The 14,432-nt window shown below is 72.0% G+C and carries 10 protein-coding genes; 5 read left to right on the top strand and 5 right to left on the bottom strand.

The features are described 5' to 3' along the window. A complete protein-coding gene (locus R9Z33_RS01005) occupies positions 1-822 on the bottom strand; it encodes an SDR family NAD(P)-dependent oxidoreductase (RefSeq protein WP_318649436.1) in 822 nt (273 codons plus the stop codon). A 414-nt stretch (positions 823-1,236) separates the two neighbouring features. Between R9Z33_RS01005 and R9Z33_RS01000 the strand changes: the two genes are divergently transcribed. From R9Z33_RS01000 to R9Z33_RS00980, 5 genes are all read left to right on the top strand, one after another. Then, positions 1,237-8,541, top strand: coding sequence for an SDR family NAD(P)-dependent oxidoreductase (locus R9Z33_RS01000; RefSeq protein WP_318649435.1), 7,305 nt, complete (start codon positions 1,237-1,239; stop codon positions 8,539-8,541). 303 nt (positions 8,542-8,844) lie between these two features. Next, a complete protein-coding gene (locus R9Z33_RS00995; RefSeq protein ID WP_318649434.1) occupies positions 8,845-10,188 on the top strand; it encodes an aminotransferase class I/II-fold pyridoxal phosphate-dependent enzyme in 1,344 nt (447 codons plus the stop codon). Continuing rightward, positions 10,185-10,895 (top strand): CDP-alcohol phosphatidyltransferase family protein, encoded by a 711-nt coding sequence (locus R9Z33_RS00990; RefSeq protein ID WP_318649433.1) that lies wholly within the window; start codon positions 10,185-10,187, stop codon positions 10,893-10,895. The genes R9Z33_RS00995 and R9Z33_RS00990 overlap by 4 nt, the downstream gene beginning before the upstream one ends. After that, complete coding sequence (locus R9Z33_RS00985; protein ID WP_318649432.1) at positions 10,892-11,326, top strand: PaaI family thioesterase; 435 nt, start codon at positions 10,892-10,894, stop codon at positions 11,324-11,326. The genes R9Z33_RS00990 and R9Z33_RS00985 overlap by 4 nt, the downstream gene beginning before the upstream one ends. Further along, the gene (locus R9Z33_RS00980; RefSeq protein WP_318649431.1) at positions 11,323-12,321 is read left to right on the top strand and encodes an asparaginase; all 999 of its coding nucleotides are present in this window, start codon (positions 11,323-11,325) and stop codon (positions 12,319-12,321) included. The genes R9Z33_RS00985 and R9Z33_RS00980 overlap by 4 nt, the downstream gene beginning before the upstream one ends. Positions 12,322-12,407: 86 nt before the next feature. Here the strand turns inward: R9Z33_RS00980 and R9Z33_RS00975 are convergent, their stop codons facing one another. The 4 genes from R9Z33_RS00975 to R9Z33_RS00960 form a co-directional block, all read right to left on the bottom strand. Further along, positions 12,408-12,809 (bottom strand): acyl-CoA thioesterase, encoded by a 402-nt coding sequence (locus R9Z33_RS00975; RefSeq protein WP_318649430.1) that lies wholly within the window; start codon positions 12,807-12,809, stop codon positions 12,408-12,410. Beyond that, a complete protein-coding gene (locus R9Z33_RS00970) occupies positions 12,799-13,152 on the bottom strand; it encodes a hypothetical protein (RefSeq protein WP_318649429.1) in 354 nt (117 codons plus the stop codon). The genes R9Z33_RS00975 and R9Z33_RS00970 overlap by 11 nt, the downstream gene beginning before the upstream one ends. Before the next feature lie 72 nt (positions 13,153-13,224). Next, positions 13,225-13,593: a hypothetical protein gene (locus R9Z33_RS00965; RefSeq protein ID WP_318649428.1), complete on the bottom strand. Its 369-nt coding sequence runs from the start codon at positions 13,591-13,593 to the stop codon at positions 13,225-13,227. Between the two features lie 117 nt (positions 13,594-13,710). Continuing rightward, positions 13,711-14,427, bottom strand: coding sequence for a ribonuclease activity regulator RraA (locus R9Z33_RS00960; protein WP_318649427.1), 717 nt, complete (start codon positions 14,425-14,427; stop codon positions 13,711-13,713). Between the last annotated feature and the right edge of the window lie 5 nt (positions 14,428-14,432).

Below are 14,432 nucleotides of genomic sequence, written 5' to 3'. Positions count from 1 at the left end.
TCAGCGGGAATCCTCGGGGTGCCGGCGCAGCAGCCGGCGCTGTGCCGCCTCCAGATAGCGCGCCCAGGGGCGCCCGGCCCAGAGCAGAAGGCTGGCGCCGAAGCCGGGCGCCACCCGCCGGGCGCCGCGATCGGCCGCGCCCAGGATGCGCGCGGCCACGAAGGCCGGGCTGAGGGCCGTGCCGCCGCCCGCGAAGCGCGCCGTGAAGGCCGGGCGACGGGCGCGCTCCTCGGCCAGTTGCGGCGTGTCGGTGTCGGGCGGGAAGGCGGTCAGCACCCGCACCCCATGGGCGCCGAGCTCCAGCTCCAGGATCTCCCCCAGGCCCCGGATCGCCCATTTGGAGGGGGCATAGGCGGCATAGCCCGCGAAGCCGCCGAGCGCCGCGGCGGAGGAAAGCAGCACCACCTGCCCGCGCCCGGCCCGCGCCATGGAAGGTGCCAGCGCATGCAGGATGTTGAGGGTGCCGAGGTAGTTGGCGCGGAACTGGGCCTCGTGCTCGGCCAGGGGCTGGTCCAGGAAGCGGCCGGGCAACGCAATGCCCGCGCTCGTCACAACCCAGGCGGGTGGTCCGAGGCGCCCGACCAGCCCGTCCATGGCGGCGGCCACCGCCGGCGCCTCCCCCACATCCAGCGCCAGCGTCTCGATCGGCGGGCCGCCCGCATGCCCCGCCGCCAGCCGCGCCTGGGCGGCCGCCAGCCGGCCGGCATCCCGCGCGACCAGCACCAGGCGCAGGCCCCGGGCCAGGAGCCCCGCCGCCAAGGCCTCGCCGATGCCGCTGGAACCGCCGGTGACGAGCGCCCAGCCGGGCCCGGCCTCAGTCATCGAGGGTGCCTCCCGGCAGGGCGCGCCGCGCCTCCTTCACCATCCGGCCTCCAGGCTGAGCGGCCCCATGGGCGGGAGCGGGGATTGGGGAAACTTGAATCGAGAGATGAAAATAGCGTATCCGATTGTAAGGGGAAGGCAATGACGACGCCCCTCTGTTACAATGCGCACGCGACACCGCGCCTGCTGAGAATCGCCTGTTGCCTATTGCCTGTCGGGATTCGCCTGCCAGGAGCAGTCTGGTCCGAAAACTCTTGTTCAATCCGTCTTGCCAAGGTGTGTCCAGAGGTTCCAAGCCATCGGAGTGAGGAGGGCAGCAGAGGGGGCCGGCCAGTGCGCCAGCCCAGCACGTTCAGGGGATGATACGCCCAGACTGAACCAGCCGCACGAGACCATCCCGGGATGGGCGCCCGCATGGCGCCGATCCTCGCCACCCCAACCCTCCTGGACACTGCGTTGATCCTGAACTTCCCTGCTCCGCTTGACATCCTCGGCCTCGCCGCCCGGCTCCCGGGGGCGGCGGACCTCCGCGCACTCTGGGCGCTGCTGGAGGCGGGCGGATCGGCCGTGCGGGACATTTCGCCGGCGGATCGCTGGCGGCCCGAGCGCTTCCTCAGCACCGACACCACCGCGCGCGGCACCGCCTACACCTTCGCGGGCGGCTATCTGGAGGAGGGGCTCTCCTTCGACGCCGCGGCCTTCGGCATGTCCCGCCGCGAGGCGGAGCAGATGGACCCGCAGCAGCGCGTCCTGCTGGAAGTGACCTGGGAGGCGCTGGAGGATGCCGGCATCGCGCCCGCGAGCCTCGCCGGGCGGCAGGTGGGCGTCTTCGTCGGCGCCTCGGCCACCGATTATGCCGATGTGCCGCTGCTCGACGTCTCGGCGCTCGACGCCCATTTCATGACCGGCAACAGCCTGGCCCTGGTCTCCAACCGGATTTCCTACGCCTATGACCTGAAGGGGCCGAGCCTCACGCTCGACACCGCCTGCTCCTCCTCCATCGTGGCGCTCGCCCAGGCGGCGGCGGCGCTGGAGGCGGGGCGGATCGAGCTCGCTCTGGTCGGCGGCGTGAACATGCTTTCCTCGCCGGCGCCCTTCATCGGCTTCTCCCGCGCCGGCATGCTCTCCCCCACCGGACGCTGCCGGCCCTTCTCCGCCAAGGGCGATGGCTATGTGCGCGCCGAGGGCGCGGTCATGCTCGTGCTGGCGCGCGCCGGGTCCGGCCTTGGCGGGGGCTTCGGCGCCGCCGGCCCGCGTGCCGTGCTGCACGCGATCGGCGTGAATTCCGACGGCCGAACCAACGGCATCTCCCTCCCGTCGCTCACCGGCCAGCGGGACCTGCTGGAGGCCATCTACCGCCAGTCCGGCATCTCGCCCGATGCGCTGGCCTTCGTCGAGGCGCATGGCACCGGCACCCGCGTGGGCGACCCGATCGAGGCACGCGCCATCGGGGAATCCCTTGGCCGGCATCGCCGCGCGCCGCTGCCGGTGGGTTCGGTGAAGTCCAATATCGGCCACCTGGAATCCGCCTCCGGCATGGCCGGCCTCGCGAAGCTCGTCCTCGCGCTGGAGCGCCGGCGCTACCCCGCGACGCTCTACCTGGAGGAGCTGAACCCCGACATCGACGTGGCCGGCCTCGGCCTCGCCCCCGCGGCGCAGGCGGTCGAGCTGGCGGCCGAGGGTCCGCTGCTGGCCGGTCTGTGCAACTACGGCTTCGGCGGCACCAACGCCCATGCCGTGATCGGCACCGCGCCGGAGCGCCCGGCCCCCGCCACGGGGGAAGCCGCGGGCGCCGCGGCCCGCTACCTCGTCATCTCCGCGCACAGCAAGGCGGCCCTGCGGGAGCTGGCCGCCGCCTATCTGGAACCGGTCGAGCGGCTCGGCGCCGCTGCCGTGGCCGCGGCCGCCCAGGCCGGGCGGGACCGGCTGCCGCATCGCCTGGTGCTGGACCTGGCGCAGGGCGGCGTCGTGCCGCCGGCGCTGATGGAGCCGGATCTCGCCCGCCCCGACCTGGCGGTGGGCGAGGCCATCGCCCGTCAGGCGCGCATCGCCTTCGTCTTCTCCGGCAATGGCACGCAATGGCCGGGCATGGGCCGCGCCGCCTATCACGGCAATGCCGTCTTCCGTGCCGCCTTCGACGAATGGGCCGCACGCATCCGCGCCGCCGGCGGCATCTGCCCGCTGGAGACCATGCTGGCCGAGGATGTGGCGCAGCGCATCGCCGCCACCAGCGCCATGCAGCCGCTGCTGATGGCGATCCAGCTCTCGCTCTGCGCCGCGTTGGCGGCGGAAGGCCTGCGGCCCGACGTGGTGCTCGGCCATTCGGTGGGCGAGGTGGCGGCGGCCGCCGCCTCCGGCGCGCTCTCGCCCGAGGATGCGGCGCGGCTCATCGTGGTCCGCAGCGCGGGGCAGGAGGTGGTGCAGGGCCTGGGCGGCATGGCTGTGCTGGCCTGCGACGCCACGCGCGCGGCCGAGATCATCGCCGAGGCCGGCACGGACGAGGTCGAGATCGCCGCGCGCAACGCGCCCGGCTCCACCACCCTCTCCGGCACCAGCCAGGCCCTGGCGGAGGTGCTGCGGACGGCGCGGCGCGCGCGCATCGCCTCCGTCACGCTCGACGTGGCCTACCCCTTCCACAGCCGCATCCTCGATCCGGGACGGGAGGCGACGGTGGCGGCGCTGGCCGGGCTGCGTCCCGGGCCGACGCGCGTGCCGATGATCTCCTCCGTCACCGGGGCGGAGGTGGCGGGCGCGGCGCTGGATGGCGCCTATTGGTGGTCCAACATCCGCGCGCCCGTGCTCTTCCAGGATGCGGTGACGACGGCGCTGGGCCGGGCGGAGCTGTTCATCGAGATCGGCCCGCGCCCGATCCTGGGCTCGCTGGTGGCCGATGTCGCGCGCCATGCCGGGGTGCGCGCCGCCGCGATCGCGACGCTCACCCAGGGCCGCGGCGCGGAGGAGGCGGACCCGATCGCCCGCATCCTGCTCGAGGCGGTGGTGAAGGGCGCTCCCCTCGCGGGCGCCCCCTTGGCCACCGGCCCGGCGCCGGGCGTGCGGGACCTGCCGCTGATGCGCTGGGACCGCCAGGAATACGTGATCGGCGCGACGCCCGAGGCCTATGGCATCTATGGCCCGAGCCATGGCGGCGCGCCGCTGCATGCGCTGATCGGCGCGCGCCTCGCCCCCGGCGGTCCGGAATGGCGCCATATGCTGAGCGTGCCGACGCAGCCCTTCCTGGCCGGGCACAAGGTGGATGGGCAGGTCATCGTCCCTGCCACCGCCTACATGGAAATGATGCTGGCCGTGGGCCGCGAGGTGCATGGCACGAGCCGCCTGCGCATCCTTGACCTCGACATCCTGCGCGCCCTGAGCCTGGAACAGGCGCAGGAACTCAGCATCCTCTGGCACGAGGCGGAGCGCGTGGTGGAGATCCGCGCGCGGCCCCGGCTGGATGCGGGCGCCGGCTTCACCCTGCATGCGCGCGCCATCCTGCTGCCCGAGCCCGCTGCCCAGCCGCAGCCGCAGCCCGTTCCGGCGGGCGGCGAGGCGCATGACGCGGCGGCGATCTACGCCGCCACCGCCGCCTGCCGCCTGGGCTATGGCGGGGCCTTCCGCGCGGCGCGCTCCGCCCGCGCCGCCGGTAACACGGTCATCACCGAGATCTCCGGCACCGCCCCCGATCTCGGCTTCTTCACCGACACCCTGGTGATCGAGCCGGCCAGCTATGACGCCGCCTTCCACGGCATCTTCCTCGGCATCCCGCAGAAGCCAGGGCAGGTGCTGGGCGAGCTGCCGGTGCGGATCGGCCGCCTCTCGCTCTATGTGCCGGGCGAGCCCGTGGTGCGTTCCGTGGCGCGCCTCACGCGCCAGACCGCCGATGCGCGAGTCTTCGACATCGAGCTGCTCTCGGCCGATGGCCGCCTCGTCGGCCGGGGCGAGGGCGTGGTGATGCGCCGCGTGACCTTCGCCGCCTGGCGCGAGGCGGACCGCATCATCGAGCAGCGCCTCCAGCCCTGGCGCGCCGGCCCGGCCGACCTCACCGCCGCCATGGCGGAGGCGCTCGCCCGGCCGCTGCCGGCGGCCGATACGGCGGCGCGCGCGGGGCTGATCGGCCTCGCGCTCGACATCGCGGGGCATGTGGTGAACATGGTGGCCGAAGGCCGCGCGCCCGAGCGCAGCCCCGGCCTCGCCGGACCCATCGCTCCGCCCGCCCGCGTCATCTGGCGCGCCCTGACGGATGCCCGGCAGGAGGCCGAGCAGCTCGCCGCGACGCAGGCCATCCCCGTGCTCACCCAGGGCCTGGCCGATCCGGGCGCGGCCCTGGCCGGTTTCGCCGCGCGCCATCCGGAGGCGAGCGCCGATCTCCGCCTTGCCCTGCACACGCTGGAGGCGCTGCCCGCCATCCTCGCCACAGGGCAGGATGCGCCCCCCAATGCCGACATGCTCGACGCGGTGATGAGCGCCTCCGTCTTCGCCGCGCCCAGCCTGGACGCGCTGGCGACGGTGGTGGACCGCCTCGCCGCGCCCGGCGAGGGCGGGCGGCTGCGCCTCGTGCTGCTGGAGCCGGGCCTGGGCGGGCTGCTGCCGCGCCTGCTGCCGCGGGCCCGCGCGGGCGAGATCTCGCTCGCCATCCTCGCCGCCGATGTGGAGGCGGCCGAGCGCCTGCTGGCCCGCGCCGGCGCCGCCCGGGCCGTCCCCGTGCTGGGCCCGGATGCCCAGCGGAGCGGGGCGGTGTTCGACCTTGCCCTCTGCGCCGCCGTCACGCCGCTGGATGGCGGGCAGCCAAGCCCACTCGACCTGCTGGCGGGCCTGGGCGATGCGGCGCCGCCGCTGCTGGTCGCGATCCCGCCGCACCACCCGGCGATCGACGTGCTGCATGCCGCGACGCCCGGCTGGTTCCGCTTCTCGCCCTCGCCGGAGCAGCCGGTGGGCGCCTGGCCCTATCCCTCCGAGGCGGATGAGGCGCTGGTGCAGCGCGGCTTCGTCGCCCTGCGCCAGGCGAGCCTGCCGGCCTCGGGCGAGCGGCTGGTCTTCGCGCAGCCGCCGCGCCGCCCGGCGGAGGCCGAGGGCGCGCGGCGCCACACCTTCGCCCTGCTCGGCGGCGAGGGCGATGGCCTCGCCGCCCGTCTGGCCGGCCTCATGCCCCAGCCCGTCCAGACCCCGGCCGAGGCGGCCGCCTGGGTCGCGGAAGCCGTGCCGGGCGAGGGCCTGCCCGCCCTGATCGAGTCCGCCCCCGCGGTGGCGATGGATGAGGCGGCGGCCCTGGGCGAGCGCATGCTGCGCCTGCGCGAGCTGGCCATCGCGCTCAGCGAGGGCGAGGCGACCGCCCGCCTCTACGTGGCGCTGGAACAGGGGGCGGACGGCATGCCCACGCCCATGGCGCAGGCCATGGCGGGCTATGCGCGCTGCCTGATGAACGAGTTCCCGGCCGTCGAGACCTGCCTCCTGGCCTGGACGCCCGATGCCCCGCCCGCCGTGATGGCGGCGGCGCTGCGCCGCCACCTCGCCGAGCCGCTGCTGGAGCGCGAGTTGCGCCTCACCGCCGAGGGCGCCCTGGTGCCGCGCGCCGCGCGCCGGATGGAGGCGCGCGCCCGTGCCCTGGCGGCGGAGGAGCGCAGCCTGCTCGGCATCGGCCCGCGCGGGCTGGAGGATTTCGCCTGGGCCCTGGCCCCGCGCCTTGCCCCCGGCGCGGGCGAGGTGGAGCTGGCGGTCACCGCGACCGGCCTGAATTTCCGCGACGTGATGCTGGGCCTCGGCGTGCTGGATTCCGAGATCCTGGGCGAGGGGCTGACCAGCGGCTCGCTCGGCTTCGAATTCGCCGGCCATGTCCTGCGCGTGGGCGAGGGGGTGCAAGGCTTCCAGCCCGGTGATCCCGTGATGGGCTTCGGCGCCCAGGCCTTCGCCTCCCACCTGACGCTCCCGGCGGACCGCCTGTTCCCGCTGGGCCAGGTGCTGCCGGAGGAGGCGGCGGCCGCCGTGCCGGTCGCCTTCGTCACCGCCTGGTTCGGCCTGATCGAGCGCGCGGCGCTGAAGCGCGGCGAGACGGTGCTGATCGAGGGGGCCGCGGGCGGCGTCGGCATGGCGGCGGTGCAGATCGCCAAGGCGCACGGCGCGATCGTCGTCGCCGCGGCCGGCACGGCGGAGAAGCGCGCCCTGCTGCGGCATCTGGGCGCCGACCACGTGGTGGATTCCCGCGCGCCGGATGTCGAGGACCGCATCCGCGCGGCGGTGGGCGGCGTGGACGTGGTGCTGAACTCGGTCGCGGGCGATGCGATGCGCGCGGCACTGCGCCTCGTCCGTCCCTTCGGCCGCTTCGTCGAGCTCGGCAAGCGGGACTTCTACGACAACACGCGCCTGGGCCTGCGGCCCTTCGTGAAGAACATCACCTATATCGGCGCCGACATCGACCAGCTTCTGGCGCATGACCCGGCGGCGGTGCGGCGCATGGTCAGCGTCATCATGGTGCTGTTCGAGACGGGGCGGCTGCGGCCCATTCCCTACCTCGCCTTCGAGGGCGGGCGCGTGGCGGATGCGTTCCGGCTGATGCAGGCCTCCGGCCACCTGGGCAAGATCCTGGTGCGGCCAAGCATGACCGCGGTTCCGCCGGCGCCGGCACCGGCGCGCTTCCAGCCCGCGCCCGGCGTGCATGTGGTGCTGGGCGGGACCGGCGGCTTCGGCTTGGAGACCGCGCTCTGGCTCGCCGCGCAGGGGGCGGGAACGGTCGTCGCCGTCTCCCGCCGCGGCGCGGTGGACGAGGCGATGGCCGCACGCGTGGCGCAGGCCCGCGCCGCCGGCACCGACCTCCGGACCGAGGCGCTGGACATCACCGACGCCGCGGCGGTCGCGGCCGCCTTTGGCCGCTGGCGCGCCGAACTCGGCCCCATCGCCGGCGTCATCCACTGCGCGATGGTGCTGGAGGACGGGATGATCCTCGGCCTCGCGCCCGAGAAGATCGCGCGCGTGCTGGGGCCCAAGGTGACCGGCATGCGCGCGGTGGAGGCGGCGATCGCGGGGGATGCGCTGCAATACCTCGTCGCCTATTCCTCCTCGACGACCTTCGTCGGCAGTCCGGGCCAATCTGCCTATGTGGTGGGCAATGCCTTCCTGGAGGGGGCGATGCTGGGGCTGCGGGCGCGGGGCGTGCCGGCGCTGGCGGTCTGCTGGGGCGCGATCTCGGATGTCGGCGTCATTGCCCGCACGCGTGGGCTGGCCGAGCGGCTGCGCGCCGCCACCGGCGTCTCGGGCGTCACCTCGGCCGAGGCGCTGGCGCATCTGGGCACCCTGCTGGCCGACCCGGCGGCGGCGCCGGCCGTCAGCGCCTATTCCGTGATCCGCTGGTCCCCCGCGGCGAACAAGCTCGCCGTGCTGCGGTCCCCGTATTTCGCCGATGTCTTCGCGGAGCAGGGCCAGACCGGCACGCAGGGCGGCGAGGAGGTGCTCGACCTCTCCGCCCTCTCGCCCGAGGCGGCGACCGAGGCGCTGCTGGGCCTGGTGCGGGAGGAGGTGGCCCGCATCCTCCGCTTGCCGCCCGAGGCGGTGGAGCCCGACCGACCACTGATCGACATCGGCCTGGACTCCCTGATGGCGCTGGAACTGCGCCTCGGCGTCGAGAAGCGGACGGGGGTGGAACTGCCGCTGACCACCATGGGCGGCAACCGCTCGATCCGGGACCTGGTCGGCCGGATCGTCGGGACGATCTCGGCGCAGCGGTCGCAATAATAGAGACCGCTCGTCAGACCGCTCCAAAAAAGCGCACACGCGATGTTTTTCAGGTGCGCGGCTCAGCTGGGGGGCTGCCCATCCTTTTGTATTGCTCTGCAGCATCGTTGTGCAGAATCGGCTGGATCCTTGGATAAGGCGGCTCCTCAAGACCTTGGCGGAATCTCGGAAAGCGGATAAATCTTGTGTAAGTTCAGGAAGTGCTTTGACAATTTCATTACCCTGGCGGAAGCACGGTTCACTTCCGGTTCAGAACAGCTCCGATATAGTAAACACGTGTGACGAGATGGCGGGCCGATGAATTTGAGGCTGACTCCGACGGAACTGGATGTGGCGGGCCTTGGCCGCGAGGCCGCGACGCCCGTCCCTGCCGCCGAGATTCCGTCCAATCTGGTCGCTGACCGCCGGCAGCCGCGCGCCCGGGCCCTGCGCCAAGACGCACCCAAGCATGATCTCTCCTTCGAGAGCCTGCCCGCCTATCGCGAGATCCTGATGGAGCGGCAGGTCGGCCCCGCGCTCGGCTTCACCAATCCCTATTACCGCGTGCATGACGGCCGCGCCGCCACCCGGACCTCGATCAACGGGCGGGAATTGCTGAATTTCTCGAGCTATGACTACCTGGCGCTGAACGGCCACCCGGAAGTCCTCGCCGCCCATGAGGAGGCCGCGCGCCGCTACGGGACCAGCGTCTCGGCCAGCCGCATCACCTCGGGCGAGCGGCCGGTGCATCGCGCCCTCGAAGCCGCCCTGGCCGAGGTCTATGAGGCCGAGGCCGGCGCGCTCTTCGTCAGCGGCCATGCCACTGCGGCCTCCGTCATCGAGACGATCCTCGGCCCCAAGGACCTCATCATCCATGACGCGCTGATCCACAATTGCGTGGTGGTCGGTGCCCAGGGTGCGCGCTGCCAGCGCAAATCCTTCCGCCACAATGACCTGGATGACCTCGAGAACTACCTGACGCTGACGCGCCACCTCTTCGAGCGCGTGCTGATCGTGACCGAGGGCCTCTTCTCCATGGATGGCGACGGGCCGGACATGTTCCGCCTCGTCGAGATCAAGGAGCGCTTCCAGGCCTGGCTGATGGTGGATGAGGCGCATTCGCTGGGCGTGATCGGCGCCACCGGGCGCGGCATCGCCGAGCACAGCGGCATTGATCCGAACCGGGTGGACATCTGGTTCGGCACGCTCTCGAAGGCGCTCGTCGGCTGCGGCGGGTATGTCTGCGGCAGCCAGGTGCTGATCGACATCCTCAAGGCCCGCGCCCCCGGCATGGTCTACAGCGTGGGCATGCCCGCCCCGGTCGCCGCCGCCTCGCTCAAGGCGCTCGAGATCATGCGGCGCGAGCCGGAGCGCGTGGCCGCGCTGCAGGCCAATGGCGCCTATTTCGTTGCTGGCGCCCGCGCCCGCGGCCTGGATGTGGGGCCGAGCTGGGGCTTTGGCGTGACCCCCATCATCCTCGGCACCGATATCCGCACCTTCGCCATGGCGCAGGAGCTGGAGCGGATGGGGGTCTACAGTTTCCCCGTCACCTCCCCCGGCGTGCCCAAGGGCACCTCGCGGCTGCGCTTCTTCCTCTCGGCGGCGCATGAGCGTGCCCAGATCGACACCGCCCTCGACGCTGTCACGACGATCCTCGATCGGTCGTGATTCCCCGTCGCGTGAATGGCGGCTGGCTTGCCAAGCCTGAGGCGCGCCTGCTCGACGCGATGGTGCATCGCGTGCCGGCCAGCATCGGGCCCGACACCCTCACCGGCCTCGGCATCTTCGGCGCCGTCCTGGTCGCGGTGGGATTCGCGCTCGGCCTGTCCAGCCTGTTCTCGGTCTTCCTCGTCTTCCTCGGCTTCGGGCTGAACTGGCTGGGGGATTCGCTGGACGGCAAGGTAGCCCGCCACCGCCGGATCGAGCGGAAGGTGCAGGGCTTCGTCCTCGACAATGGCGTGGACCTCATCGCCTATACGCTGGTGGCGCTGGGCTTCGCCGCCTCCGGCCTCGTCTCGCTGCCCATCCCCTTCATCCTGCTCTCGCTCTACATGCTGCTGAGCAACCTCGCGCTCGCGCGCATGCTGATCAGCGGCGTGCACAGCCTGGCGCTGGACGCGGTGGGCACGACCGAACTGCGCGTCTGCTTCATGGGACTCGCCGTGCTCCTCTACCTGCTGCCGGGGGTCTTCCTGGCGGTGGTGCCCGGCATCGGCCTGTCCGTGCTGGATTGCCTTTCGCTGTTGTGGGCCGGCATCATGCTGGTGAATTTCGGCTTCGTCCTGCGTCGCGACATCCGCAGCGCCGGCCTGGCCGACCAGCGGCACGCGCGCCAGGCGCGCAGCGGGGCCGAAGCGGAAAGGACGGAAGATTGAGCATCTGGCGCCAGCACACCACGCCCGAGGAAATCCACAGCCGCGCCCATGGCTCGGTCAACGGCCTGCTCGACATCCGCATCACCGAGATCGGCCCGGACTTCCTGCGCGGCGAGATGCCGGTGGATGAGCGCCATGTGCAGCCCTTCGGCATCATCCATGGCGGCGTCTCCGTCGTGCTGGCCGAGACGCTGGGCAGCGTCGCCTCCATGATGGCCTGCGAGCCGGGCTTCATGGCCGTCGGCCTCGAGATCAACGCCAACCACCTGCGCCCGCTGCCCAAGGGCGGCCGCGCCTTCGGCCTCTGCACGCCGGTGCGGATCGGCCGCAGCGTGCATGTCTGGAACATCGAGCTGCGCCGCGACGATGGCGAGCTGTTCTGCGTCTCCCGCCTCACCACCTCCATCATCGAGAGGAAGCCCGCCAAGTGACCAAGCCCAAAATCGCGCTGATCGGCACCGGCGGCACCATCGGCTCGCTCGGCCGCGGGCCCTTCGACATCGCGGACTACGCGACGCTGGGCAAGGTGATGGATGCCGAGCAGCTGCTGGCCTATTGGCCGCAGGTGCATGAGGTGGCCGAGGTGGTCGCGGTGAAATACGCGGCCGTGCCCTCCACCGCGCTCGGCCCCAAGGAATGGCTGGAACTGGTGCGCCTCTGCGACCAGGTGGTGGCCGAGATCCCGAACCTCGACGGCATCGTGATCACCCATGGCACCGCGACGCTGGAGGAGACGGCCTATTTCCTCTCGCTGACGGTGAAGGTGGAGGTGCCGGTCGTGCTGGTCGGCGCGCAGCGGCCTTCCTCGGGCCTGTCCTCAGACGCGGGCATGAACCTCGCCAATGCCTGCCGCGTGGCGGGTGACAAGCGGGCGCGCGGCCTCGGCGCGCTGGTCCTGCTGAATGACGAGATCCATGCGGCGCGCGAGGTGACGAAGACCAGCACCTCCCGCCTGCAGACCTTCCGCAGCCCGGATTTCGGCTGCCTCGGCCACGCCGATGCCGATGCCATCGCCTGGTATCGCCGCCCGCTGCGCAAGCTCGGCCGCGAGACGGAGTTCGATGTGCGCGGCCTGGCCACCCTGCCGCGCGTGGACATCGTCTATTGCTACGCCGGCGCCGATGGCGCGGCCGTCGAGGCCTTCATCGCCGCCGGCGCGCAGGGCCTCGTCTCCGCCGGCTTCGCGCCGAGCTTCGTGACTCCGGCCCTGGGTGAGGCGATGACGGCCGCGATGGCCGCCGGCACGCCCATCGCCGCCAGCACGCGCGCGGGTTCGGGCCGCATGTTCTACACGACGCGGATGCAGGAGGCGGGGTTCCTCAACGCCGACAACCTGAACCCGCAGAAGGCGCGCATCCTGCTGATGCTGGGCCTGACCGTGACGAAGGACCGCGCGGAGCTGAACCGGATCTTCGCGGAATACTAGGGCATGATGCGTTGAGGCGGGGTCGCCGCAACGCTGCATCATCCTCTCAGCCAGGGCTGCACCATGCGGCGTGACCGCAGCGTGGTCTAACCCAGCCGCGCGAATCCTTCGCGCCACGCCTCCGGCATCGGAGCGGGGCGCCGCGTCGTGCGGTCGGTGAAGACGATCACACTCTCGGCCGTCGCGAAGCAGCGGCCGCCCTCGAAGAGCGACTGCGCGATGGTGATGGAAGTGTTGCCCACCTTCGCGATCCGGCAGCCGATGCGGACCACGCCCGGGTAATGCACCTCCGCCAGGTAGTCGATCGTGACGCGGCGCAGCGCGGAAGCGAGCGGCCGTTCGCGCGGGATGCCGGCGACGGCGCTGATGATTTCGCCGCGCCCGGCCTCGCACAGCGCCGCGATGGAGGCGTTGTTCACATGACCGTTCAGGTCGGTGTCCTGGATGCGGAGCTTCTCTTCCGTCCAGAAGGGGAAATCAGCGGACACGCATGCCCCGGTCCGTGATGACGACCTCGCTGATCCGGCAGATATCCACGTTGCGCAGCTCGTCCGTTGCCGAGGTGATCCAAACGATGCGGAAATCATAGGGCACTTCATTGGCCAGGCGGAAACGCACGCTCCGCCGCGGGAACACCTCGGCGGTGCCGAGCCGGTTCGTGCCCCAGCTCCGGTTGCCGGTCGGGTTGTAGTAGATCCCGGTCACGATGCTCGACGACTCGTTCGTGACACGGATGTTGGTGTCGCAGCGCTGCGCCTGCGCGGCTGGGGAAGCCACCGCCAGGAGGGGAAGGGCGGCGGTAAGGGCAAGCAGCGCAGCGCGCGAGAACATGGCATTTCCATTCGTGAATCGTCTCGCGATTTGAGATGATTCACGCTGGACCGGCAAGGCCTTGCGGCTTGCTCAGCTGACGCGCAGCCCCGCATTGGTGACGGTGATCCGCGCCGCGCGGCACACATTCACCTGCCGGACCTCGGCCGAGCGCCCATTGTCCCAGACCACGCGGAAATCATAATTCCCCGGATTGGCGAGGCGCACCGCGGAGGTCTGCCCCGGGCGCATCACATTCGCGCCCAGCCGGTCCGGCCCCCAGCCGCTGGTGGAGGAGGGACTGTAGTAGAGGCTCAGCACCGTGTTGGAGGAGTTGTTCACGAAGCGCATGCTCGTGTCGCACACGGCCGACCCCGTGGTGACGGGCTGGCGCGCATCGGGCGTGCAGGCCCCGAGCAGGAGGCCGGTGGCGAGCAGGGCGGGGGCCAGAAGGAAGCGCATCACAAAGTCCGTTCCTGACGGGGTTGCAACGCGACTGTAAAACGGCGGCACCGCTCCGCAAGACCCCCAAACAGGGGGGGTGACGCGGGCCCCCGCCGGGCCCGCGTCCTGCCCGTCTCAGGCGCGGCCGGCGGCCTTGTCGGCCTCGTAGCGCGCCTTGTTCTCGGCATTGGCCGGGTAGAGGCCAGGCAGCGCCATGCCGGCATCCACCTGCTTCATGATCCAGCCTTCCAGGCGCTCCTGCTCCACGCTCTCCTCGGTCACGGCGTCCACCATGTCCTTCGGGATGAGCACGCAGCCATCGGCGTCGCAGACCACGACATCGCCGGGGAAGACGGCGACGCCGCCGCAGCCGATCGGCTCCTGCCAGGAGACGAAGGTGAGGCCGGCGACGGAGGGGGGCGCCGCGCCGCCGGCGCACCAGACCGGCAGGCCCGTGCCGTTCACGCCCGCCACGTCACGCACCGCGCCATCGGTGACCAGCGCCGTCACGCCGCGCTTGGCCAGCCGCGCGCAGAGGATGTCGCCGAAGATGCCGGCATCGCTGACACCCATGGCGTCGGCGACGGCGATCACGCCCTCGGGCATCGCCTCGATGGCCGCGCGCGTGCTGATCGGGCTGGACCAGGAGGCGGGGGTGGCGAGGTCCTCGCGGGCGGGGACGAAGCGCAGCGTGAAGGCCTCGCCCACCAGGCGGACATTCTGCGCGGCCGGCGTGAAGGGGGCGGCCTTGCGCATCCAGACGTTGCGCAGACCCTTCTTCAGCAGCACCGTCGTCAGCGTCGCGGTGGTGATCTTCTCGAGCTTGGCCTTGGTCTCGGCGGAAAGCGCCATGGTGG

The sequence above is a fragment of the Sediminicoccus rosea genome (genome assembly GCF_033547095.1).
In the GTDB taxonomy this organism is placed as follows: Bacteria; Pseudomonadota; Alphaproteobacteria; order Acetobacterales; family Acetobacteraceae; genus Roseococcus; species Roseococcus rosea.
This window is presented reverse-complemented; position numbering and strand designations above follow the sequence as displayed.

What these genes read in the sequence shown, in the direction of transcription:
- R9Z33_RS01005 (WP_318649436.1), bottom strand. Translation starts at nt 822, where the DNA reads ATGACTGAGGCCGGGCCCGGCTGGGCGCTCGTCACCGGCGGTTCCAGC.
- R9Z33_RS01000 (WP_318649435.1), top strand. Translation starts at nt 1,237, where the DNA reads ATGGCGCCGATCCTCGCCACCCCAACCCTCCTGGACACTGCGTTGATC.
- R9Z33_RS00970 (WP_318649429.1), bottom strand. Translation starts at nt 13,152, where the DNA reads ATGTTCTCGCGCGCTGCGCTGCTTGCCCTTACCGCCGCCCTTCCCCTC.
- R9Z33_RS00965 (WP_318649428.1), bottom strand. Translation starts at nt 13,593, where the DNA reads ATGCGCTTCCTTCTGGCCCCCGCCCTGCTCGCCACCGGCCTCCTGCTC.
- R9Z33_RS00960 (WP_318649427.1), bottom strand. Translation starts at nt 14,427, where the DNA reads ATGGCGCTTTCCGCCGAGACCAAGGCCAAGCTCGAGAAGATCACCACC.